Raw genomic sequence first — 24,681 nt, forward strand, 5'->3', positions numbered from 1 at the left:
GATAGAAAAACACCTCTCAGATTTTAGAGTCTCAAAATTAGTATGAAATTTTTCTCAAACAACAGCGCTTTGCAAGGTTATTATTCACAAAAAGCGATCGATTACACCCTATCCAAAATTAAAACCTCGACTAATCAAATCCCTGAACAAGATTATGATCTGCCCAGCTCGCAGGAAGCATTTAAAAAAATGAATCAAATGCGTGAAATAGAGATCGCTTACGAAATGTATTCCCTGGAGTGGATTAATGAAATTGCCGTATTGGCAGAAAAATATGGCGTGGGAAATTGTTGTGAGAAAGCCTGTGTTGCTTACATTTATTTATACAAAAAATTTTCCAGGCTTCCTGTAGAGCAACGCCCATCCATTGAATTATTTAATAATCCGGTTACGGACCATTTTTTCGTAGTCATCGGTCGCCTGGATTCAACACTTAGCTCAGATCCAAGAGCATGGAATCCGAATACCGTTATTTGTGATTCCTGGGCAGAAGAAAGTTTTTCAATATTCGATGTAGATGGTTGCAACCATACAATTCAAGTCTATCAAATGATTAAAGATTTAATAAAAGTCCCAGAGAACGAATTTGTTTTAAAATGTGATGTCTTAGCGAAAGCTAATAATGACAAAAGTAGAGTAATTATTTCACAGGATCGGATGGTATTACGCTCAAGGCTAGACTTTCAAAAAAATGACTTCCAACGATTTAATACTGAAGTTCCAATGGCTTATGAAGGATGGGACTACCCAAAACCTAAACATTATGAAAAACAAAAGAGACTGGATGAAGCCGCGATGTCTCTTCCCGAGGGATATCATTCTTAATTTGCAAATCCATTTTTTGAGTTGCAAATTCTTTCCTGCAATAAAAAACCCGCCAATTGGCGGGTTTTTAAATTGGGGGAAAGGCTTACATCATGCCCATGCCGCCCATACCGCCCATACCGCCCATATCACCGGCACCAGCCATACCTTCATCTTTCTTAGGCAAGTCAGCAACCATGCACTCAGTGGTCAGCATTAAGCTAGCAACAGAAGCTGCGTTTTGTAATGCAGTACGAGTTACTTTAGTTGGATCAAGGATACCCATCTCAACCATGTCACCGTATTGACCAGTCGCTGCGTTGAAACCAAAGTTATCTTTGTTTTCAGCTACTTTGTTAACGATAACAGAAGACTCATAACCAGCATTCGCTACGATTTGACGTAAAGGAGATTCAATCGCACGGCGCAGAATGTTGATACCCATGTCTTGATCAGCATTTTCGCCTTTCAAACCATCCAATGCTTTTTGTGCACGAATCAGGGCAACACCACCACCGGCAACGATACCTTCTTCAACTGCAGCACGAGTAGCATGAAGAGCATCTTCAACACGCGCTTTTTTCTCTTTCATTTCAATTTCAGTCGCTGCGCCCACTTTGATAACGGCAACACCGCCAGCTAATTTGGCAACACGCTCTTGTAATTTCTCACGGTCGTAGTCAGAAGAAGTTTCTTCCATTTGCGCACGGATTTGAGTAATACGTGAATTAATGTCAGATTCTTTACCTTCACCGTCAATAATTGTGGTGTTTTCTTTGGTAATAACGATACGTTTTGCAGTACCTAAATCTTCTAATGTAGCACCTTCAAGGCTCTTGCCAATTTCTTCAGAAATCACTTGGCCATTAGTCAAAATAGCGATATCTTGCAACATTGCCTTACGACGATCACCGAAACCAGGTGCTTTAACAGCACATACTTTAACGATGCCGCGCATGTTGTTAACAACCAGTGTAGCCAACGCTTCACCTTCAACATCTTCAGCGATAATCAGTAAAGGACGGCCAGATTTAGCAACAGCTTCCAATACAGACAACATATCACGAATACTAGAGATTTTCTTGTCAACCAATAGAATGAATGGGTGTTCAAGCTCAGCACTCATGTTTTGCTGGTTGTTGATGAAGTACGGAGAAATATAACCGCGGTCAAATTGCATACCTTCAACCACAGATAATTCATTTTCCAGGCTGTTACCATCTTCGACAGTAATCACGCCTTCTTTACCTACTTTTTCCATTGCTTCAGCAATGATAGAACCGATGGCTTGATCAGAGTTAGCAGAAATAGTACCTACTTGTGCAATCGCTTTGCCATCTTTGCAAGGCTTAGACATTGATTGCAATTGCTTGGTTACTGCTGTTACTGCTTTATCAATACCACGCTTCAGATCCATAGGATTCATGCCAGCAGCAACTGCTTTATGACCTTCCACCAGAATCGCACGAGCAAGTACAGTTGCAGTCGTTGTACCATCACCGGCTGTGTCAGAAGTTTTAGCAGCAACTTCTTTAACCATTTGTGCACCCATGTTTTTGAAACGATCTTCAAAATCGATTTCTTTCGCAACAGATACACCGTCTTTTGTTACAGTAGGAGCACCAAAAGACTTTTCTAAAACAACATTACGTCCGCTTGGACCCATAGTTGCTTTTACTGCATCAGCTAATGCATTTACACCAGCAAGCATTTTTTGACGAGCATCGTCACCAAAACGTAATTCTTTAGCCATTATCACAATCTCCTTAATCTTGTTAGATTACTTCTCAATCACACCCATGATGTCGTCTTCACGCATCACAACGAGTTCTTGTCCAGCTACTTTGACTTCAGTACCAGAGTACTTGCCAAACAGGACTACATCACCTACTTTGACGGCCAAAGCACGAACATCACCGTTATCCAGCACTTTACCTGCGCCAACAGCGATAATTTCCCCTCGCATTGGTTTTTCAGTAGCACTATCTGGAATCACGATACCACCAGCTGTGGTACGTTCTTCTTCCATACGACGAACAACAACACGATCGTGTAACGGACGAATTTTCATACTTGTTTTCTCCTGATTGGTTAATCACCTATAATTTTCAGAGGAAGCTCTGAGTTTTTAGCGCCACATACTAAATATTACATAACGCTGATGTCAGCCATATGGAGACAAAAAGATTATTTTCAAGGGGGAAAATTTAAAAAATTTTGGTTTTTTTAATCTTGGGACTACAATGTTCTACAATTTTACAGGTTTTCAAAAGCATATTATGAAAAAATGGCTCTCATTCGCGGCACTTATTTTTGCTTCTTTTATCAATTATGCTAGCCCTCTTCCTGCCGCTGACGTTTTTCAAGTACAGGCCAAAAAAATTGACCCGAATACTTTCACGCTTAATTGGCAAATTAAGCCAGGCTATTTTCTTTATAGTGATCGTATTAAATTAACTGAGCAACCTGGCTCTAATATTCATCTAGGCACCCTTCGCTTTCCCGAAACATTAAAAAAGACCGATAAGCGTGGTCGTACTTATGATATATACCGTCGGCAACTGTCATTACCAGTACCGGTTCTAGGTGAGCAACCTGGAGAAACGCTGGTAAATTTATATTTCCAGGGTTGTTCAGATGATGGTTTCTGCTACCCACCAGAGACACGTCAGATCAAATTAACAATCGATACAAATCTGGCACTTAGCCAAGTAGATATGGAAACACAAGCGGTTGAAGAACAAGCACAAACATTGCAGCAACCAACTAACGACATCGAAGCGGTCTTCACCAACCATAACTGGATGATGGTCATACTAAGCTTTTTTGGCTTTGGTCTCCTTTTATCATTCACTCCCTGTGTCTTACCGATGGTACCCGTACTATCAGGGATTATTGTCGGTCATGGTGCGACTATCTCTACTCGCAAAGCTTTTTTTCTTTCTTTGAGCTATGTACTCAGTATGTCCGTCACTTACGCTATTGTCGGAGCTGTCGTCGCTTTATTAGGTGCTAATCTCCAAATTGCCATGCAATCACCATGGATAATCAGTCTTTTTAGCCTGATTTTTATCTTGCTCGCCCTATCTATGTTTGGTTACTACGAATTGCGCTTACCGGTTTCCTGGCAGGCAAAACTAGCTGGTGCCAGTCAACGTCAGGGTGGAGGAAATTACCTTGGTGCAGCGGCAATGGGGTGTTTATCGACTTTAATCCTCTCACCTTGTGTTACTGCCCCACTTATCGGCGCCTTAAGTTATATCGCTAATACCGGAAATATTATTTTAGGCAGCATAGCCTTGTTTTTCCTCGGGCTAGGAATGGGAACACCACTTTTGTTAATCGGTATGTCAGCCGGCAAATGGCTTCCTAAAGCAGGTCATTGGATGAATACTGTCAAAACGTTTTTTGGTGTTTTGCTGCTTGCTGTTGCTATCTATTTATTAGGACGTATTCTTCCCTCTCCCCTGGTGATGGCTTTATGGGCAAGTTTATTAGTTTTTTCAGGGATTTATTGTGGTGCACTGAGTCCTGCTCATTCCAAGCAAGCTAAATTTGGCCAGGGATTAGGCATTCTGTTACTGGTTTATGGTTTGCTGGTACTGGTAGGAGCAAGCATGGGTGGCTCTAATCCGCTGCAACCTTTAACTGGCTTGCGAGTCACCGCCGCTGCAGAAGGGAAACATCTGGGCAGTTCGCATGAAGTGATTAAGACAGTTGACGAAGCTCAACAAGCGATCACCAAAGCGCGAGGTAAACCAGTTATGATTGATTTCTATGCTGATTGGTGCTCCTCTTGCAAGCTGATGGAAGCTACTATTTTTAAAGATCCCCGTGTGGAAAAGGCCCTGAAAGATTTTGTCATATTGAAAGTAGATATCACTGCAAATAACAAACACGATAAGGCACTTCTTAACCTATTTAATGTCGTTGCACCACCTACTTTTTTATTCCTTAACAAAAATGGTGATGAGCAGGAAAATTTACGTCTCGTGGGTGAAGCATCGGCAAATAAATTTTTACAACAACTACAGGAAGCTCTGGCCTTCTGAACGCTGGATCATTTGATATCAATCAACCTGGTTTTCCATTTAACAAGTGGCCTGTTTAGAATAAGACGATCGCCCGTAATGTTCCTGCTGTGGCAGGATTTAAATTTTTGCTTTGTCCCGGGTTAGGAATATAGGAAATTGCAGGCTCCAAATAGACGTTCGTGATTAACTTGGCTTGGTAATACCATTGAAACATCACCTCCCTCTTGCGATTTGTCGTTCGTTGATTCAACCAAGCCAGCGAGAACCCTACACCCATTGAATCTGAACTCCGGTTAGCAACAAGGCCAAATGCCGTTAAGCCTGCTCCGACTGATTGCTTCATCGATAATACTTTCGAGTTATTAATGCCATATTGATAAAACGCTGAGATACCACTGATGTCGTATCCGGGATGGCGATACCATAGGCGTTGGGAACCAAATAAATAAACCCCTGTTGCCCCCGTTTCAGTGAGGTTGTTCTCGCGAATAAGGCCTGTTTGATGCCATAATCCGAGCCCTAAAGTACCCGGCTTTCTTCCCAAGAGCCAGGCACTTCCTGTTTCTCCCACCTGAAAATAATTGCCATTGAAAGTCGGCCCTGTGAGTCCTGTTTGTTTTCCACTGGCTAAATTACCATCAAAAACGCCATAAGAAAGGTACCACTCCTTGACTGGAGTATAAGTTGCCGATATGCCATAGGCCGAATTGGTATAACCAGGCATGATTCCATCGACTGCGGGATTAATAAAAACCGGGGTATAAATTAAACTGGTGACAGCCGGAATATTAGGTACACCACGCTCGAGCTGAACGGGTTTTATCACGTTATTAAAATCCAAGGTAGTGATAGTCTTTCCTAGGCGAATGAAAAGGGTGTCATCGAAAAGACCCTGTCTATACCAAAGGGCATAAAGTTCAGAGCGGTTGTAAGGCGGAACATCAGGCAAGGAATTATATCCTTGCGTAATGCCAGCCGGCCCATTCGTGTTTTGCGCATTCTGCTGAAGAAATTGAGCACTAAATAATCCACCTTTCCACCCATTAAATCGCTCCATATCAATGGTCAAATCAACTAACCCTACGCTATTCGACGTAGATTTCTTCGCAGCAGGGATCCCTCCCGTAAATAATCGATTTGTATCCCCGAACCATGCGCCTTTTATTTCGATACCATGATTATCCTTTATACCTAATTTTTGCTGTATCAACTGCTGAAGAATTCCTGAGCCAGTAGTGACATTAACGGCAGCCGGGTTTGAGCTAATAGCTGATGTTTCAGTTATTGTGTTTGAGAGGGATGGTGAACTTATCGCTGGAGCCTTGGGTGAATCGGCATGGAGATCACAAGCATGTAACAGAGATAAAAATAAAATGGTAAGGGCTAAAAGATAGATGATTTTTTTTATAGTAAGTTCCAATTTTTATTCCTGATAAGAAACCAGTTTATTAATAACACCGTATTTATTTCTTTGGATGATGTATTTCTGCATTAAATCCGATAATAAAATTTACTTGCTTTTTACAGACATGCATATAAACATAGTCGATATTAGCTATTTTTAATAGGACTAGAAATGCTAAAAAAATTCCAAATTTTCTCATTTATCCTCAGCACCTTATACGTTTCCTCACTGATGGGTGAAACATACCGCGTTCCGGCAACCTCCGAAACAACAACACTAGGTCTTTTTTCACTCGATAAACCTCCTGTCATAAAAGTTCGCTCAGGTGATGCAGTCTCGTTGGAAACATGGAATAGTTGCCTCCATGAAATGGTCTTCAATAAAACAACACCTGCTGATGTAGCAAAATTTTATGTCAAACATGATATTCAGAAAAGACGTGGTATGCATACCTTGACCGGCCCTGTTTACGTCGAAGGGGCAGAGCCAGGCGATGTATTAGAGATTCGCATTCTCGATATTAAATTGAATGACTTCGGCTATAACTTCTTAAGTCCAACGCAAGGGATTTTATCGGAGTTTACCAAACCAAGGATTAAATACTTTAAATATGACAAAAAGAATAATACCACCGAATTTACTAAAGGAGTGTGTTTACACCTCAAGCCATTCCCGGGAATAATAGCAGTAGCCCCTCCGCTTGACTGGCCAGACGGCTGGCCTGTCAATTTACAAACCCAGATGGGACAACCCGTATCTGGGCAATTTAACTCCGTCCCCCCTGGACCTTTTGGTGGAAATTTGGATGCACCCAGTCTACGAGTAGGCTCTATCCTTTATCTACCTGTATTTCACAAAGGGGCCTTGGTTTGGACTGGGGATTCGCATGCGATGCAAAGCAATGGTGAAATTGATGTAACAGCCCTGGAAACATCCTATGAAGGGATCACGCTGCAGTTTATTGTAAGAAAAGACCTTAAAGCTGAGGGGGTTTTTGATAAAACCAAACGAAACGGAAGTAGTTTATTTACTTGGCCTATTATCGAAAATTCTTCTGAATGGATGATTGTTGGCTTAAATGAAGATCTTTTGGAAGCCATGCAACTGGCGTCTAAAAATGCTATTGAGTTTTTAGTACGCACTCAAGGCTTCTCCCCGCAGGAGAGTTACCAGTTCCTCAGCATGGTTGGTAATTTCGAAATTGTTGAGGCAGTCAACGTTATTAAGAATGTAACCGTGCATATTCCTAAAGAACTATTTAAAGGAATTGGCAAAACGCCCACACTTTGCTCTGAAGGAAGTTTTCCACTAAAGACACCTCAAATAGATAAAAATGCCCCATGTCAGACTCAGGAAGGAATAACAGTTCTATAACTATTATCAGGTGATACGATGAAAAAAATCATGACATGTTTTCTCTCGCTAATCGTTACTTCAGTAGGGTTTGCTGCAACTATTGTTTTCGACAATAAAACAACTTTTCCCCTAAAGGATCAAAAATCAAGGATAGCTGTTCAATGGGCAACCACTGCTAAAGAGATGCAAAAAGAGAATAAAGCTCTAATCTATGGCCTAAAACTGAACTCAGATTCATTACAAATTATTTCACAAACAGGAAAGAGCGAGTTAGATCTCCCTAAAAACGCAAGCCACTTCAGAATATTAGTGTGGTCAAAAGGTGTAGGAGAACCTGATTTGCTGACTAACTGGGTTAGTGTGGTACCCAACAAAACCTATACGTTAGAAAAAGATCAGCTAGTACCCGCTGCCCTTATGTCTGGCGTAGGGTGTTAACCCCACAGAGACAAATAATTATTTATATATTTTGTATTTCATATAAAATACAACTTTATCCCTTTCGCGTAATTACCCTATCTACTCGCTTATTTTTTAACAAAATGGTGATGAACGGCAGTTTACGTTCGAAGATAAAACACCAATATATTTTTACTACACTGCAGGAAAACTCGAAAATCCTACTTGCGCAAGGTGTTCATTTTGAACCTTTTTATTGATATTTCACTTCTTAAAAAAAACCGTAACTATGCCCTACTTTATGTCGGGCAATTTGTATCATTTATCGGAACAATGATTACAACTATCACCTTACCTTATCAAATTTATCAACTAACCCGCTCATCGCTGATGGTAGGATTATTAAGTCTGGTTCAATTGATTCCTTTATTAATTACTGCACTGCTTGGTGGTGTATTTGCGGATAAATACAATCGCCGCAGCTTGGTGATAATTAGTGAAGCATGTCTTGTTATTGGCTGCGCTCTCTTGGCCCTTAATGCTTATATTGCGCAACCCAGTCTCACTGGCATTTTTGTTATTTCTTCATTGATGTCTGCTATTACGGGATTACATCGTCCTGCATTAGAGAGCATGAGCCAGCAATTAGTCCTGCCGGGGGATTATAAAGCTTTAGGCGTGTTAGTAAGCTTTAAATACAGTTTTTGTATGATTGTCGGACCTGCAATAGCTGGCTTTATTATTGCCCACTTGGGAGTCGTGGTAACTTACTGTATTGACTTACTCACTTTTGCTATCTCGATTACCAGTTTATTCCTCATGCAAAATCCACCCAAACCGATTGCTGCAAACTCCACATCCGCTTTAGCCGCCATAAAAGAAGGGGTTCAATTCGCCTGGAAACGACAGGAGCTCTTGGGAAGTTACTGTGTAGATTTTATAGCGATGGTTTTTGCAATGCCTAATGCACTATTCCCAGCAATTGCGCAATCCCTGGGCGGTGCACAAACCTTGGGTTTGCTGTATGCAGCACCTGCTGTTGGTTCCCTGTCGATTTCTTTTGTCAGCGGGTGGACAGCTAAAGTTAAACAAGATGGTAAAGCCATAGCGATTGCAGCGGCCTTTTGGGGTCTCACCATGGTAGGCTTTGGCTTATCGACCTCGCTGTTCTGGGCCTTCGTCTTTTTGGCACTTTCTGGTGCTTTTGACGCAATCAGCGGGATTTTTAGAAGTATTCTGTGGAACCATTCGATCCCGCACGACTATCGCGGACGTTTAGCGGGTATTGAAATGATCAGTTATTTAAGCGGCCCCAGACTAGGGGATACCAGAGCAGGTGTTATTGCCTCCGCCGCTGGTATTACCACTGCTATAGTCTCTGGTGGTTTTTTATGCGTTGCAGGTGTCACTCTTTGCTGTCTCTGCATGCCAAAATTCTGGAGATATCAGTCTGATAATTAGTTCTTATTGCAACTAAATCTATCTGTTTATTCAATGCATCTATTCCTTTTTGGACTCCGTACTTTCCTAATTTTCGCTGTAATTATGACCAACAAATAATTAAAATGCTTAAAATAAATGCCTTTTCTAGCCAATTACTGCATGTTCCCAGGAGACAATTAGATGAAATTAACTACCCAACTATTCGATAAGGAAGGTAATCCTCTAAAATTTTCTGTTGTCAATGAAGATGGGTATCAGCATACCTATAAAATCATCGACAGCGACGGGAAACAGCTTGGTTATGTCAACATTTCTGAAGAGCGCCTAGGAGCACCGACTTATAAAAAATATATTATTATCAATCAATTGCATAATAAATCTCCCGATGGGGAATGCAGAAATGTTGGAACTGCCCTCCATGAATTAGTATTCAGATTAAGTTTTTCCAAACGATTTCAAACCAATGGAAACATCAAAGTAGATATAGGTTATGAATCCTTGCTATTTCATTACCATTGTGGATTTCGCTTACATCCCCGAAACACATTTGAATGGAATTGCTTGGGTAATAAATTTTTAAATCATGAGCAATATGGTAAAGCAGCTTATGAACGATGGCGTTTATCTCGTTCTGACAGCTCTAAACCCAAGTCGCGGGAGGAGTCGTCAGCAAATGATGTCCTGGCCTTTTACTACGCCATGTACAAGGAAAATAAAGATCAAACAAGTCGTGCCTATTTACGTAAAAACCTAGCAAAACTGGGCGGTTTCTTGGGATATTTATCCCAAGAAGTCATCCCACAGAAAAGGGAGGAATTTTCGGTAGAGCTCGAATCAATCAACCAATCTTCTTCACCGAGTACATTTTTTTATTCAGCACCCCCAGAGGAAGAAACAACCTGCGCTATACAGCATGCTAAGTCTGCCCAAAGGAATACGTCGCTAGCTGGATAAAAGAACACCTATCAGAGCTTGAATTTGATCGTTGAATACAAATTCAAGCCCTAACTCACTACCCCTTCGAACGAGCTGGCTTGTCTAAACCAGAGCGCACTTTGGTTTTATGATTAGGCCATTCTCCGCCACTGCCTCGCGGTGCAGCCCCCCCAAAAGATTGATTATCGATTTTCATCATGTAAGATTCGGTATCGATAATTTTATTAGATAGTGATTCTATGCTGGTCGATCGCCAACTACTTACCTTTACTAATAGGTATTGGCTACTAATACTCTTAGCCTTGGTGATACTTGGCGCAGGCCTTGGTTTGCGTGATCCCTGGCCTGCCGATGAGCCACGTTTTGTTTTGATCGCTAAACAAATGCTAGAGAGTGGGCATTGGCTCATTCCTATGCGTGGAGGAGAACTCTATGCTGATAAACCACCACTTTTTATGTGGGGAATCGTTGTCCTATACTTATTGACTCACTCTCTTAAAATAGCTTTTTTGCTGCCTTCGCTGTTGGCGAGTTTATTGACATTGATTCTGACATGGGATCTGGGTTGTCGATTATGGAATAGGGAAATCGGTTTTCTTGCAGCACTCATGTTGCTCTTTACGGTACAATTTACACTCCAAGCTAAAACCGCACAGATCGATGCACTAGTCACTCTGTTTGTTACTCTCGGCATTTATGGGTTTTTACGTTTTTTGCTCTTAAGTGGTGGTTGGCGTTGGTACTATTTTGGTTGGTTTACGGCAGGTCTTGGAATTATTACGAAAGGAGTTGGTATTCTTGCAGTTTTCATCTTACTCCCGGCGCTATGGACTCATTTTGATGTAATCCGTCAAGCAAGATTTTTCTCTATTGCAAAAACTGTGGCAGGTCCTCTAGTCATGCTAGCCACTATCAGTCTTTGGTTGATACCAATGATTTGGAGCACACAACACAGCTCATCTCCTCTTCTGGAAGCTTATCGCACTGATATTCTGCTTCATCAGACAGCGGGTCGCTATACTCACTCATGGACTCATATCAAACCTGCTTGGTATTATCTAATCCAAGTCATACCGCTATTTTGGTTGCCCTTATCTCTTTTTTTACCATGGCTGGTTAGGTGTTGGAAAATTGCTCTTAAGCAGGGTGATCGGCGTGTTTTCTTATTATTAGGTTATGTATTACTGGTTATTTTGTTTTTCTCAATTTCTCCTGGTAAACGGGCAGTTTACTTAACGCCAGCCACCCCCGCATTCGCTTTGTTGGCATCTCCCTGGTTAATGGAGCTGGTCAGTTATACTTGGCCATCCCGATTGCTGCGAGGTTTGAATTGGCTGATGACGCTGATTGTGTTTGCCGCTGCATGTATGTTATTCACCGGTAACAAACCGGCTATTCTCACTGCAGAGTTGAGTACAACACTGAGCCTCTCTTTCTTTCTTTTAGGCATCGGTTTGCTATTCATTAATTTTTTATTGCGCCAGGCTCCATTATTACGAATATTGCTTGGGCTAACCCTTTGTTGGTTGTGTTACTCCCTCTTGCTTTATCCGCAGCTAAACAATTTACGAACTCCGGCAGCTATCATGAATAAAACGGCTGAACGTGTCCCTTATAAAGAGCCTCTTCTAATTCTTGGTTTTAAAGAGCAGCATCTATTATTTGCTCATCAGCCTATCTGGCATTTTGCCTATCACATGAGCCGTTCAAAGCAGAAACAAGAAGCTGCTGCCTGGATTGAGGCCGGCCCACATCGCTGGGTTTTAGGTCCAATGGAACTATTAAAACCGTGTTTCAAGCTTAGGCCATCTCACGAGCTAGGTTATCGCCATCGTACTAGATGGTTTCTCGTTAACAGTGTTACTCTAAAACCAAGCTGTCATGGCCAAAAGCTTACAGTACCTCCTTATCTTTATATTCCGGGTATTTCTTATAAGGATTAAAAATCAATCAACTTGGCCGGGGTGAGATAAGTTCTGATAGCGAGTAGTTACTATGCCCCAAAAACTTGTATGTAAAATTAAAAGTCAAGAATTTTAGCCAGAGCATTGATACAACCCTGGAGATAAACCTCACACTGTATGGTAGCCATTTTGGAAAGGCGTTGCTGATTCTGTTGATGTTCTGTATCGATAGTGACATGGGGAGCATTTAATTGAAAGAAGCTCAATATAGTTTAATATCTGCATAGCACTTGGCGTATCGAATGGCAGATAGCAGATAAATGGACTTGGTATGCTAAAAATGATGAATCTCAGCGAGATATTAGACAACCTTACCCTGAAAACGGTATAATTCGCCCACTTTTTTTACAGATAGAAAATTATGAACCATAGAGTGGGCTTTGTCAGTTTGGGTTGTCCTAAAGCACTGGTGGATTCAGAGCGAATCATTACTCAACTGCGTGCTCAGGGCTATGATTTGGTGTCCAGTTATCAGGATGCCGGTGTCGTGGTAATCAATACCTGTGGCTTTATTGATGCAGCAGTCAAAGAATCTTTGGACACCATTAAAGAAGCCATGGCCGAAAATGGACGTGTTATTGTAACAGGTTGCCTCGGTGCCAAAGCAGATATTATTCGTGAAGCATGTCCTGATGTATTACATATCAGTGGTGCACATGCTTATGAGGAAGTCGTCCGTGCTGTACATCGGCATTTACCGCCGCCCATAGATCCCTTCACTCAATTAGTACCACCTCAAGGCATTAAATTAACACCGCGCCATTATGCCTATTTAAAAATTTCAGAAGGTTGCAATCAAAAATGTACCTTTTGCATCATTCCCACCATGCGCGGTAAATTACAAAGTTATCCCCTGCCACAAATACTAAGTGAAGCAAAACGTTTAAAAGATGCAGGTGTACAGGAATTATTGGTTATTTCGCAAGATACCAGCGCCTATGGTGTTGATACTCGTTATCAACCCGTTGAATGGCAAGGTAAAACAATAAGTACTCGCTTTTATGATTTATGTGAGCAACTCGGCGAGCTAGGTATTTGGGTTCGTCTGCATTATGTTTATCCCTATCCACATGTCGATGAGATCATCCCATTAATGCGTGACCGATTAATTCTCCCTTATCTGGATATTCCGCTGCAACATGCCAGCTCACGTGTGTTAAAGGCGATGAAACGCCCAGCCAGTAGTGAAAACACCTTGGCGCGTATTGCCCAATGGCGCGAAATTTGTCCTGACATTACTTTGCGCTCCACGTTTATTGTTGGCTTCCCCGGTGAAACTGAAGACGAATTTGAAGAGTTGCTCGACTTTTTGCAAGAAGCCGAGCTGGATCGTGTTGGTTGTTTTCAATATTCACCAGTTGAAGGGGCTAAAGCCAATGAATTGGCAGACCCGGTTCCTGAAAATATCAAAGAAGAACGATATCACCGTTTTATGCAAGTGCAGGCTGAAATCAGTCGCGCCAAGCTGGCTGCCAAAATTGGTTCACGCCAAACTGTTTTAATTGACGAAATTAACGAAGAACAAATTATTGCGCGCAGTAAAAGTGATGCACCGGAAATAGATGGTCTAGTCTTTTTGCCACTGAGTGATAATGTTCGTGTCGGTGAGTTAGCAGACATTAGAGTGACTGACAGTGATGATTACGATCTCTATGGTGACTTTGATACTACCAGTCACTAGACTTCGCCTACCGTGACCGAATCCTGATGCACCTGCATGAACACCCCAGTTCTGCGGCCACGTGTCTTGGATTGTTCTGTAGCGAGCTTCCGAAAAGCCTATTAATTTTTACCTTCGCCAAGTCGTTTACTTGGCAAAGGTAAATTCAATTCCTTCCGCTATCCTTTTCCATGATTTACATGCTACTCTTGATAGATAGCGCTCGCTCACCTCGAAATAATTATTATCTCTATTGTAGTTTCCGGACAGAATTTTTCCCTATCATAGTAGATTTTGGAAAGAGGTCTAATGCTTGGCTGCTCACTTAAAAATAAGGACATACGATGTTAAATCCAAGGGATGTTAGAACAGTGGAAGATGCAAAAGGCATCGTTGAAGAACGTAACCTCACTCACGTAAAAATCGGACTTATTGATATGGACGGGGTCATGCTTGGCAAGTACATGAGCCGGAGCAAATTTTTCTCGGCCTTAGAACATGGATTTTCTTTTTGCGATGTAATTCTGGGCTGGGATTCCAAAGACAAGCTTTTTGATAACGTTAAATATACCGGCTGGCATACTGGCTATCCAGATGCATTAGTTCGTATTTTACCTCAGAGTTGTCGTGAGCTTGTCTTTGAAGACAATCAATTATTATTTATGGCTGAGTTTGACGGTGCGGCCGCGGAATTATGCCCCCGGGGTGTGTTACGTCGCGTCATTCAAAAAGCAGAGATGATGGGCTTTGATGCCTATGCTGCTTTGGAATATGAATTTTTCATGTTTGATGAGACGCCAGACAGTATACGAGCCAAAGGGTACCGTAACTTAAAACCAATGACCCCCGATTTCTTCGGTTATTCAGTAATTCGCAATAGTGTCCATGCGGAGTTGTATCATCAAATCCTCAATATGGGTGAAATTATGGATTTCCCTATTGAAGCTCTCCACACAGAAACAGGTCCCGGAGTCCTTGAAGCAGCGATAGCAGTAGATAAAGCTGATGCTGCTGGCGACAAAGCAGCGCTGTTTAAAACCTTTATGAAAGTATTGGCACAGCGCAATAATATGATGGCAACTTTTATGGCTAAATGGTCGCCCAATTACCCAGGGCAAAGTGGCCATATTCATATGTCGTTGCGAAACAAAAACAACTCGTCTTCCGCTTTTTATGATCCCTCAACGAAATATAATATGAGTAAGATCCAGCGCCACTTCCTGGCCGGGCAGCAAAAATTGATGCCCGAATTGTTAGCCATGTTTTCACCCACTGTGAACAGCTATACTCGTCTGATTCCTGGATTTTGGGCTCCCACTGATGCCACCTGGGGAGTAGAAAATCGTACTACTGCCTTGCGTTTGATTCCAGGTAGTGACAAATCACAACGAATCGAATACCGCTTGGGTTCTGCCGATGCGAATCCTTATCTTGCCCTCGCTGCGGCATTGGGCTCGGGTTTATATGGGATTGAGCATGAGTGGGAGCCAGAAGAGGAAATTCGAGGCAACTCCTACACTCAATCTCATAACAAGGAATTGGCTTTACCTTCAACCTTGTGGGAAGCAGCACAACGCCTGAAAAATTCAGCAGCGGCCTACTCTCTGTTTGGTGAGGGATTTGTTGAGCATTTCGCAGCCTCACGCGAATGGGAGGAGCGGGAATTTCGCCGACATATTACTGATTGGGAATTGGATCGTTACTTCGAAATTATTTAGGACATTTCTACTAAACCGTGGCACTTAAGCTGGCGAAATGTCAAACCTGCTAGATTCTGAAGGAATTTTAAGATGAAGGACACATTAAAAACGTATTCTCCTATTGATAACTCGCTGTATGTAGAACGTCAGTTTGCCAGTCAAGAAATTATCCACCAAGCTCTGGTAAAAGCTGAGGCAGCAAAAAGTACTTGGCGTACTACTTCGTTAGCAAACAGAGCAAAACTTTGTCTGGCCGCTGTTGAAATCCTTGTGGCTAACAAGGCAGCGATTGCCGAAGAGATTTGCTGGCAAATGGGACGCCCTATTCGTTATGCCGCAGGCGAAATAACCGGTTTTGAAGAACGCGCACTTTATATGATCAATAATGCCGATAAAGCATTGGCAACCATTGAATTACCTGAAAAACCAGATTTTATCCGTTATATCAAACGTGAACCCCTGGGAGCCGTGTTAATAATCGCGCCATGGAATTATCCCTTTCTCACCGCAGTGAACGTCATCATTCCAGCCATTATGGCGGGCAATGTTGTGTTGCTGAAACATTCTGCACAAACGCCTCTAGTAGCAGAGCGTTTAGCGGAAGCATTTGTTCAAGCTGGTATGCCCGATGGGGTTTTCCAGTACTTACATCTCACTCATACAGACACAGAAAAACTCATTCAATCTCCAACCATTAATTATGTTGCATTTACTGGTTCTGTTGCCGGCGGGAAAATGATTGAAAAAGCTGCTGTTGGACGTTTTCTGAATATTGGTCTTGAACTCGGTGGTAAAGATCCTGCCTATGTACGTGCAGACGCCGATATTGATCAAGCCGTTGCAACCCTAATTGATGGCGCTTTTTTTAACTCAGGTCAATCCTGCTGTGGTATAGAGCGTATTTACGTGCATCAACATGTCTATGATCTTTTTGTTAAGAAAGCCGTAGATCTGGTTAAAAAATATAAACTTGGGCGACCCAATGATCCTGAAACCACACTTGGCCCCTTGGTATCCGCTGCCCGTGCTGATTTTGTGCGCGCTCAAATTAAAGAAGCAGTTGCACAAGGTGCTGTAGCGCATATTGATAGACAAGATTTTCCAATGGATAAGTCTGGTTCCGCTTATATGGCTCCCCAGATTTTAACTCAGGTTAATCACCAAATGCGGGTGATGTCGGAAGAATCTTTTGGGCCAGTAGTAGGTATCATGGCAGTCAATAGTGATGCTGAGGCCGTTGCCTTGATGAATGACAGTGACTATGGTTTGACTGCTACTGTTTGCACTAAAGATATCCCTGCGGGTACAGCCATTGGCGAGCAATTGCATACAGGCACTTTTTTTATTAATCGCTGTGACTATCTTGATCCAGCATTAGCATGGACTGGTGTAAAAAATTCTGGTCGGGGCTGCACGTTATCTGTGCTTGGCTATGAGTCACTCACCCGTCCAAAATCTTTTCATATAAAAACTGTAAGCTAAAGGAGTTTGCACTATGAGCATGCCATCATTGACGGCTAACTGGAACTATCCTACCCAGGTGCGAGTAGGAGCCGGACGAGTGAACGAACTTGCCCAGGCATGTAACACACTAGGCATGAAAGCGCCTTTGTTAGTAACCGATCCAGGTCTAGCCCGGTTGCCTATGGTCGCCAATTTATTACAACATTGCCGGGAAGCTCATCTGCGCGTAGCGGTATTCAGTCAAATCAAAGCAAATCCGAGCGGTGAAAATGTCATGGCAGGGGTAAACGCTTACCATGCTGGCAAACATGATGGTGTGATTGCGTTTGGTGGTGGCTCCGGGCTTGATGCAGGCAAGGCAATTGCCTTAATGGTAGGTCAAGAACGCCCGCTCTGGGAGTTTGAAGACATCGGCGATAATTGGAAGCGAATCAATATCGCAGGTATGGCACCAGTGGTTGCCATACCAACCACTGCAGGTACCGGCTCTGAAGTAGGACGTGCGTCAGTTATTACTGATAGTGAGCGACATACCAAAAAAATTATCTTTCATCCCAAAATGTTACCTGAAATAGTCATTCTGGATCCAGAACTTACCATTGAGTTACCACCACAGCTCACCGCAGCTACTGGTATGGACGCATTGTCACACTCTTTAGAAGCCTTATGTTCTAACTATTATCACCCCATGGCAGAAGGAATCGCTATGGAAGGTATTCGGCTTGTAAAAGAGTATTTACCTCGTGCTGTTAAAAATGGTAGGGACTTGGAAGCGCGTACGCAGATGCTTGTCGCCTCAGCAATGGGCGCTACTGCTTTTCAACGTGGTTTAGGTGCAATGCACGCATTGGCGCATCCCTTAGGGGCTATTTACGATGCCCATCATGGACGTTTGAATGCTATTCTGATGCCTTATGTATTACAGGCTAACAGACCTGCTATAGAGCATAGAATATCACGCCTCGCGGCTTATCTGCAGATAAGTGAAGGCTTTGATGGCTTTTTTGACTGGGTGTTAAAATTACGCCATGAGTTGGGTATTGAACATTCTTTAGCTGAAATAGGTATTAATGATTCGCAAGTAACACGAATTGCGGCAATGGCCACAGAGGATGCCGCAGCCGGTAGCAATCCTATTCCCTTCAATGTATCGCAGTATCAGACTATTCTGCATGCAGCCATTGTCGGGGAAATAGCTTACCTGCCGGAGCCATCATGAATCTTGGATTATTACAATGTGATGAGGTTCAAGAAAAATTTGCTCCAGTACATGGACGATATCCAGATATGTTTGCCAGATTGCTAAAAAAAGCAGATCCTTCCCTGGAGTTTGTCGTTTACGATGTGCGACAGGGTGAATTACCAATTACTATTGATACTTGTGATGCTTACTTGATTACAGGCAGTCGCCACGGCGTCAACGATGATCTTCCCTGGATAAGAGTACTTGAGGATTTCGTACTGCAATTAAACAACGCCGCAAAGAAAGTGATTGGCATTTGCTTTGGTCATCAGCTCATTGCCAAAGTCTTGGGTGGAGAAGTGATTAAATCCCCGAAGAGCTGGGGTGTAGGTATGTCACAAAACAAAATGACCCAACAAAAACCCTGGATGATTCCTCAACGTGATAATTTCAAGCTACTAGTCAGTCATCAAGATCAGGTTGTAACCTTACCCCTAAACGCGCAAATACTTGCCGGCAGTGACTTCTGTCCGTTTTATATGCTGCAGTTTGGCGATAACCTCTTCACCATACAAGGCCATCCGGAATTTACCAAAGCTTATTCTCAAGCCTTAATCGAAGATCGTGAGCGCATTCTAGGCAAGGAATGCTATGAACAAGGACTTAAGTCATTGCAGCAAGATGCAGATGATGAATTGATCGCCCAGTGGATTATCAATTTTTTACGCGGCTAATTCACAGGTAAAATCTGTTTAGGATATAACATGGACATATTTAATACAGAAATTTTTCTCGATGGTTTTCAATTTACTGAAGGTTTAAGATGGCATAATAATAATTTATGGTTCTGTGATTTAGGGGGCAATACCGTATATTGTTTTTCTGCAACAGGTCAATTAATCACAAAAATTTCTGTTGCTTCTCCTGCCGGATTAGGTTGGTTATCGGATAATAGTCTGTTAATAACCTCGCTGAAAAAGAGAGAGTTGTTGCAATATAAAGATAATTTTTTATCTATTTTTAAATCACTTGAGATAGCCACGCCAGGTTATTGCCATGATTTTACTGTTTCTCAAAATGATATCATTTATGTGAGTGCCTCAGGTTTTTATCCACAACACAAAGTAAAACCAGTTAAATCAAATATTCTAATGATCACAAAAGAACGTGATATTAAAATAGCAGCGTCCAATATTGGCTATCCGAATGGTATTTTGATAACGCCGGATGGTAAACATTTGATAGTAGCAGAAACATTTTCAGCTACTGTATCCATTTTTGATATTCACAAAGATAATACTTTGATAAATCAAAGGCCATGGATCAAATTCGATAATCTAGGTTTTGAAGTGAGCTTCGATGAGCATAGCGTACCAGAGAATTTAAACCGCCATTATCCTGATGGAATTTGCTTTGATGAAAAACTGAATGCTGTATGGATTGCATCGCCAGGAAAAAAGGAGGTGCTATGCATTGATTCCAATAGAAATTGCTTAACGGTTATAAAAACCCGTTTTCACCCATTTGATTGTGCCCTTGGTGGGCAAGATAATCAAACCCTTTTTATTGCATCCTCGGATAACAGTCCTAAAAATAAACCTGCAATAATTGAGAAAGTCACCTTTAAGTAAAAGCAGCTGTAATAATAACCTTAAACGGGTAAAGCTATGATGGCACATGATAATAAAGAGCCTAATGAAGTTAGTGAACCATCATTAGATAAAAAGATAAAATTGATTTTATTGATGTGAGTATCCAGCGCTATATGTCGTAACCCTGGTTGCAAGCAACCAGGTCACACTTATTGATCTAAACTCTTAATTCACCAGTTTCTATATCGTGCTGAATGGAGGGTTCTTGGGTAGAAGAATCTGACTTAGACGAAGCGAAAAATCCCGCACTGCAATTGGCGATGCTGCTTACAACTTTTTTTGCTGCTTGTACAGTTGCAGAGGCAGTCCCTACAATAATATGCGAGTTATTATATACCATTGTACAAGCGTATTCGCGAGCAGGTATGTAAGTAGAGTAATACCCAATAGTGCTAGGCGGCCCAATGACTAACGCATAAGCAGCGGGGAAAATTGCTCTGGTTGCTAAAGCTAAATAAGGCGCTGCAAAATACGCAATTAGAGCGGGGCCAGCAATAGCGGCGACAGTAGTTGTCATGTTATAAGCACATTGGCTATAGCTAGTGCTTTTATTTGTATTGTCAGAGGCTTGATTGGTCATTGTGTTACCATTTAGTCGATTAGGTCAACAATTATACTCAACAATGCTTAATGAAATATTAATATAGAGGCACGTGGTGAGGTATTGTTAAATTAATTGATAAAAAATCCCGGGAAGCGCTTAAGGGAGATGATCATTTTTTCAATCCTCCTGCGGCGGCTAATAACGTTTACAGATAAAATTGTTGGCTAAGCGCTGATACTTCCGTCTGATAAGATTTATTACCTACTAATCCAGGTTGAAGGACATGTTGATGCAGCAAATGATGGTAATATTTATATGCTCGCTTTAATTGGCCAAATTGTGTTTTATTTAATTTACCTTCCTTAAATAATGTTCTTAGCCAACTTAGAGTATGAGTATATTGTACCAAACTTGAAGCAGGATTGGTCAGTACTAAAAACTGCACTAAAAATTCCAGATCAAGCAGACCACCAGCCGCATGCTTAATTTCATCAGCATCAACATGTTTCTGAATTTTTGCACGCATTGCCAATACGTCATCCCGAATAGTTTGTTTAACTCTCGGCAAAAATAATACATCAATCTTTAGCTGCTTAAATACCGAACGTATATGTTGATTGCCTGACAATACCCGAGCCCGTAATAAGGCCTGATGTTCCCAAGTCCAGGCTTGAGTACATTGATAATCGACAAACGCTTCAATAGGACTAACCAACAGTCCTGCTGCTCCGGAGGGACGCAAACGAGTATCAACTTCATACAAAATACCTGCTTGTGAGCGTGTTGTTAGCATATGCAAAATCTTCTGAGTCAAACGAGTCACCAAACTCTCTTCTTCAGGATAAGCAGCATGAATAAAAACCAAATCCAAATCGGAATTGTAATTCATTTCTCGACTACCTAATTTGCCATAAGCAATAATGGCAAAACGGGATTTAACCTGCCTGATTTGTGGGTAACGGCTGCTTAACTGCTGGCAAGCAATTGTTAAAACCTCAACAACAATTACCTCGGCAACATCTGCTAGAAAACGACCGGTACGTACCGCGTCATAGCGGCCGTCCATTTCGGCACGCGCCGCAGCTAGCCAATTAACCAATTTAAACTGGCGTAGAACTTCTTCCTGTAATTCATTATCACCACAGTGTGCTAACTGATTTCTCAATGTCTGCTGTAATTGCTTTCGTGATGGAGGATGCCAGGTCTGTTCTGGATCCAAGAGTACTTCAAGTAAAAATGGCTGACCAACCAATAAAGAGGTAATAAAAGGGCTATTGGCAAACCAATACAATAATTCTTTTAGTACCTGTGGATTTTCAGTTAACAAAGCGAGATATGCACTACGGCCAACAATATTCTCCAATAAGTGCAAAACCTGCAGTAAAACGGTATCTGTTTCACCAACCTCGGTTAATTCACTTAGCAACAAAACCATGAAACGATCAAGCCGCATTCTTGCCGCTTGAGTTAAGCGTCTACAACGTGGTGCATGCCTAAAGGCATGGATCATTTGATAACAGCGTTCAGCGTGTTGAAAACCAAGACTTGCTAACAAATTAATAGCCATTGAATTTTCAATATGTCCCTGCCACAAACTGGTTAACTGGTTAGCTAGAAGGCGATGTTGATCTTCATCCGTATCTACCTTATGCAGTACTGCATGAAAAGCTGCACTGATGATTCGTTGGTATTGATGCAACCTTGTCAACAAATCATCCCAATTACTGTATCCCATCGCTAACGCAATTTGCGCTTGTTTTACTGCATCAACAGGCAAAGAATGGGTTTGTTGGTCATTTTGACTTTGCAGGCAGTTTTCCAACTTTCTTAAAAAGAGATAAGCTTGTTTTAAGGCCGCTGTACGAGCCAATAATCCCTCTTGTTTTAAAGCATCAAGGGCGGCCATAGCACCTTGTTGCTGTAAATGGGGCAATCTACCACCACGAATTAACTGGATATTTTGAATAATGAACTCTACTTCGCGAATCCCCCCAAAACCGCGTTTGATATCGTTTAGAGCAGGATTTAATTGCACTTCCCGTTCGATCATTGCTTTCATACTGCGTAAAGACTCAATGACACTAAAATCCACATAGCGTCTATAAACAAAGGGGGTTATCAAACGGTGAATCCAGCGTGATTGCTCATCAGGATTTATACTAATCAGACGAGCTTTAACCATTGCATACCGTTCCCAATCACGCCCCTGTTCCTGGTAATAAGTTTCCATAGCTGCAAGACTACTCACCAAAGCCCCACTCTCCCCGTTAGGGCGTAAACGTAAATCGACCCGAAAAACAAAGCCATCAGCAGTCACATTTTGTAAGAGCTGTATAAACCGCTGTACTACCTTCGTATAATATTGCTCATTACTCAATTGCTCCTGGCCATTGGTATAACCAGCAGCAGAAAAAGCAAAAATCAGATCAATATCTGAGGAATAGTTAAGCTCCCGGCCGCCAAGTTTGCCCATAGCAAGTACATCAAGTTGGGTTGGAAGGCCAGTCTCGTCACAAGGCTCTCCATAGCGCGCTGCCAATTCCTGCTGGCAAAAAGCAACACCATGCCTAATAATTGCATCAGCGCAATCAGACCAGGACAGCATCGTTTCTTCCGTATTAGCTAAACCTGCTATTTCACGCAGTAGCAAACGCAAAAAATGACTATGGCGAAATTGGCGTAAAGCACGAGCAAAAAGAATAAATGATTGTCCGCTCAGTTGATTCACCTGCATAAAATAATCTTCACGGGTTAAAGGCTGTTGGCAATCATCTTGTTGCAGCAATTGCTTTAAAATGTCTACCTGTCGGCAAGCATAATCACTGACCAACAAAAGCACTTGCAGTGCCTCAGCCACCGGATGTTTAAGGGCTGCAAAATGTTTTAGATAAAAGGAATTCCTTGACTGTAAAAGAATTGGAAGTTCGTCCACTGGCTGCATTTGACATGTTAATAATAAAAAGAATATCCAAGACTATCCAAGCTGGAAATAAAAAACAAATACGCGATGATTTCTACCATCGGTTAGCTTGGGAGAATAATTGATAAAAATACAAGTTGCTTGAAATGTTGCTTAATCATCAAGGAAAAAAGAAATTCAAACTATCCCTTAAACCATTTTTCAAACCGCTGTGGCGAAGAAAGCGCGAGGAAACGCAGAACCGGAGTGGACACTCGAAAGGGCATGCGGATTCAAGCCTTTATCAAGGAAGCAATTTCCCGTCACAGTAGAGTTTGGCAAGAAGCCTATATAAAAATCAGCTGGCAGGCTATACTCTATAAATACTATAAATTAGTAATCTGATTAAACTGATGAAAATAATTGGCCTTGTTTTAGCCCTGATAATCGGTATTAGTTCACCTCTTCATGCCCAAGGCGAACCCCTTAGAGTCGCAGTTGATACGTTTGCCCCTCCTTTCGTTATGGAAAGTGCTAATAATCAACTTTATGGCTTTGACATAGCAATGATGCAAAGCCTTTGTCGCATTATGGAACGTACCTGCCAATTTGTACCAGTGCCCTTTGAGGACATTTTTGCCACCATAGAAACGAGAAGAGCTGATGTTGGAGTAAGTGCAATTATTATTAGAGCGGAACGAGCATCACGAGTTAATTTCTCCCTTCCCTATTTATTAAGTTATGCGCGCTTCTTAGGCCCTAAAAAATGGGTTGGCCAAACTTTTCGCCTGCAATTGTTGACTGACCAAACTGTAGGCGTTTCAGAGGGAACCATTTTCCCAGAAGTAGTAAAAACCTTGGGGATCGCCAATGTAAAGACAGTTAAATTTGACCGCTTGGACTCTATGATAGAAGCTTTGGAAGAGGGGGATATAGATTTTGCTCTCATGGATGAGCCTACAGCCTTATACTGGCAATCACAATCTTCAGGGTCTCTCACCGTGGTCGGCGAACCTTTTATTTATGGTTTTGGTTTGGGTATTGCTGTTAACCGTGGAGAAACTGATTTATTACAGGTACTTAATAAAGCGTTACTTCAATACCAAAACAGTGATGAATTTAAACTGAACTATCAGAAATACATTGCTCATTTTTAATTGAACTATTGCCTTGTGGTTAAAAAAGACTGCTTGCAATCAAATGTAACAATGCAAATAAGCGTTCACGGTATGGAGATA

Annotated in this window: 20 protein-coding genes; 14 read left to right on the forward strand and 6 right to left on the reverse strand. The window is 41.8% G+C overall.

The genetic code is table 11. The annotated features are described in order from the left end of the window. Positions 1 to 42: 42 nt before the first annotated feature. Positions 43 to 825 carry a hypothetical protein gene (locus Lfee_RS00205; RefSeq protein WP_058443266.1) on the forward strand — a complete coding sequence of 261 codons (783 nt, stop codon included), beginning with the start codon at positions 43 to 45 and terminating at the stop codon, positions 823 to 825. 85 nt (positions 826 to 910) lie between these two features. Here the strand turns inward: Lfee_RS00205 and groL are convergent, their stop codons facing one another. Beyond that, positions 911 to 2,557 (reverse strand): chaperonin GroEL, encoded by a 1,647-nt coding sequence (groL, locus tag Lfee_RS00210; protein WP_058443267.1) that lies wholly within the window; start codon positions 2,555 to 2,557, stop codon positions 911 to 913. 27 nt (positions 2,558 to 2,584) lie between these two features. Continuing rightward, positions 2,585 to 2,875: a co-chaperone GroES gene (gene groES, locus Lfee_RS00215; protein ID WP_026069347.1), complete on the reverse strand. Its 291-nt coding sequence runs from the start codon at positions 2,873 to 2,875 to the stop codon at positions 2,585 to 2,587. 208 nt (positions 2,876 to 3,083) lie between these two features. Between groES and dsbD the strand changes: the two genes are divergently transcribed. Further along, positions 3,084 to 4,856, forward strand: coding sequence for a protein-disulfide reductase DsbD (gene dsbD, locus Lfee_RS00220; protein WP_058443308.1), 1,773 nt, complete (start codon positions 3,084 to 3,086; stop codon positions 4,854 to 4,856). Positions 4,857 to 4,911: 55 nt separating this feature from the next. On the opposite strand, the gene Lfee_RS00225 is transcribed toward dsbD, so the two are convergent. Continuing rightward, positions 4,912 to 6,258, reverse strand: a complete 1,347-nt coding sequence (locus tag Lfee_RS00225) for a carbohydrate porin (protein ID WP_238584832.1) — start codon at positions 6,256 to 6,258, stop codon at positions 4,912 to 4,914. Between the two features lie 156 nt (positions 6,259 to 6,414). On the opposite strand from Lfee_RS00225, the gene Lfee_RS00230 reads away from it, so the two are divergent. The 4 genes from Lfee_RS00230 (at position 6,415) to Lfee_RS00245 (ending at position 10,395) form a co-directional block, all read left to right on the forward strand. Continuing rightward, positions 6,415 to 7,617 carry an acetamidase/formamidase family protein gene (locus Lfee_RS00230; RefSeq protein ID WP_058443268.1) on the forward strand — a complete coding sequence of 401 codons (1,203 nt, stop codon included), beginning with the start codon at positions 6,415 to 6,417 and terminating at the stop codon, positions 7,615 to 7,617. An 18-nt stretch (positions 7,618 to 7,635) separates the two neighbouring features. Then, complete coding sequence (locus tag Lfee_RS00235) at positions 7,636 to 8,037, forward strand: hypothetical protein (protein ID WP_058443269.1); 402 nt, start codon at positions 7,636 to 7,638, stop codon at positions 8,035 to 8,037. A gap of 204 nt (positions 8,038 to 8,241) precedes the next feature. Continuing rightward, entirely contained in the window at positions 8,242 to 9,459 is a 1,218-nt protein-coding gene (locus tag Lfee_RS00240) for an MFS transporter (RefSeq protein ID WP_058443270.1), read from the forward strand. 162 nt (positions 9,460 to 9,621) lie between these two features. Beyond that, complete coding sequence (locus Lfee_RS00245; protein WP_058443271.1) at positions 9,622 to 10,395, forward strand: hypothetical protein; 774 nt, start codon at positions 9,622 to 9,624, stop codon at positions 10,393 to 10,395. 58 nt (positions 10,396 to 10,453) lie between these two features. On the opposite strand, the gene Lfee_RS17750 is transcribed toward Lfee_RS00245, so the two are convergent. After that, on the reverse strand, positions 10,454 to 10,576 hold the full coding sequence (locus Lfee_RS17750; protein ID WP_256593832.1) for a hypothetical protein: 123 nt from the start codon (positions 10,574 to 10,576) through the stop codon (positions 10,454 to 10,456). Positions 10,577 to 10,616: 40 nt separating this feature from the next. Between Lfee_RS17750 and Lfee_RS00250 the strand changes: the two genes are divergently transcribed. From Lfee_RS00250 to Lfee_RS00280, 7 genes are all read left to right on the forward strand, one after another. Then, a complete protein-coding gene (locus Lfee_RS00250) occupies positions 10,617 to 12,320 on the forward strand; it encodes an ArnT family glycosyltransferase (RefSeq protein ID WP_058443272.1) in 1,704 nt (567 codons plus the stop codon). A gap of 382 nt (positions 12,321 to 12,702) precedes the next feature. Then, positions 12,703 to 14,022 carry a 30S ribosomal protein S12 methylthiotransferase RimO gene (gene rimO, locus Lfee_RS00255; protein WP_058443273.1) on the forward strand — a complete coding sequence of 440 codons (1,320 nt, stop codon included), beginning with the start codon at positions 12,703 to 12,705 and terminating at the stop codon, positions 14,020 to 14,022. Positions 14,023 to 14,345: 323 nt separating this feature from the next. After that, positions 14,346 to 15,719, forward strand: coding sequence for a glutamine synthetase family protein (locus tag Lfee_RS00260; RefSeq protein ID WP_058443274.1), 1,374 nt, complete (start codon positions 14,346 to 14,348; stop codon positions 15,717 to 15,719). 72 nt (positions 15,720 to 15,791) lie between these two features. Further along, a complete protein-coding gene (locus tag Lfee_RS00265; RefSeq protein ID WP_058443275.1) occupies positions 15,792 to 17,183 on the forward strand; it encodes an aldehyde dehydrogenase family protein in 1,392 nt (463 codons plus the stop codon). Positions 17,184 to 17,196: 13 nt separating this feature from the next. Continuing rightward, positions 17,197 to 18,384 carry an iron-containing alcohol dehydrogenase gene (locus Lfee_RS00270; RefSeq protein ID WP_058443276.1) on the forward strand — a complete coding sequence of 396 codons (1,188 nt, stop codon included), beginning with the start codon at positions 17,197 to 17,199 and terminating at the stop codon, positions 18,382 to 18,384. Then, the gene (locus Lfee_RS00275) at positions 18,381 to 19,082 is read left to right on the forward strand and encodes a glutamine amidotransferase-related protein (protein WP_058443277.1); all 702 of its coding nucleotides are present in this window, start codon (positions 18,381 to 18,383) and stop codon (positions 19,080 to 19,082) included. The genes Lfee_RS00270 and Lfee_RS00275 overlap by 4 nt, the downstream gene beginning before the upstream one ends. Positions 19,083 to 19,112: 30 nt before the next feature. Beyond that, entirely contained in the window at positions 19,113 to 19,979 is an 867-nt protein-coding gene (locus Lfee_RS00280; RefSeq protein ID WP_058443278.1) for an SMP-30/gluconolactonase/LRE family protein, read from the forward strand. 178 nt (positions 19,980 to 20,157) lie between these two features. On the opposite strand, the gene Lfee_RS00285 is transcribed toward Lfee_RS00280, so the two are convergent. Then, positions 20,158 to 20,580 (reverse strand): hypothetical protein, encoded by a 423-nt coding sequence (locus Lfee_RS00285; protein WP_058443279.1) that lies wholly within the window; start codon positions 20,578 to 20,580, stop codon positions 20,158 to 20,160. A 169-nt stretch (positions 20,581 to 20,749) separates the two neighbouring features. Continuing rightward, positions 20,750 to 23,485 (reverse strand): bifunctional [glutamate--ammonia ligase]-adenylyl-L-tyrosine phosphorylase/[glutamate--ammonia-ligase] adenylyltransferase, encoded by a 2,736-nt coding sequence (glnE, locus tag Lfee_RS00290; protein ID WP_058443280.1) that lies wholly within the window; start codon positions 23,483 to 23,485, stop codon positions 20,750 to 20,752. Positions 23,486 to 23,856: 371 nt separating this feature from the next. Between glnE and Lfee_RS00295 the strand changes: the two genes are divergently transcribed. Continuing rightward, on the forward strand, positions 23,857 to 24,600 hold the full coding sequence (locus Lfee_RS00295) for a transporter substrate-binding domain-containing protein (protein WP_058443281.1): 744 nt from the start codon (positions 23,857 to 23,859) through the stop codon (positions 24,598 to 24,600). The last annotated feature ends 81 nt before the right edge of the window (positions 24,601 to 24,681 follow it).

The sequence above is a fragment of the Legionella feeleii genome, assembly GCF_001467625.1.
GTDB classification, from domain to species: Bacteria; Pseudomonadota; Gammaproteobacteria; order Legionellales; family Legionellaceae; genus Tatlockia; species Tatlockia feeleii.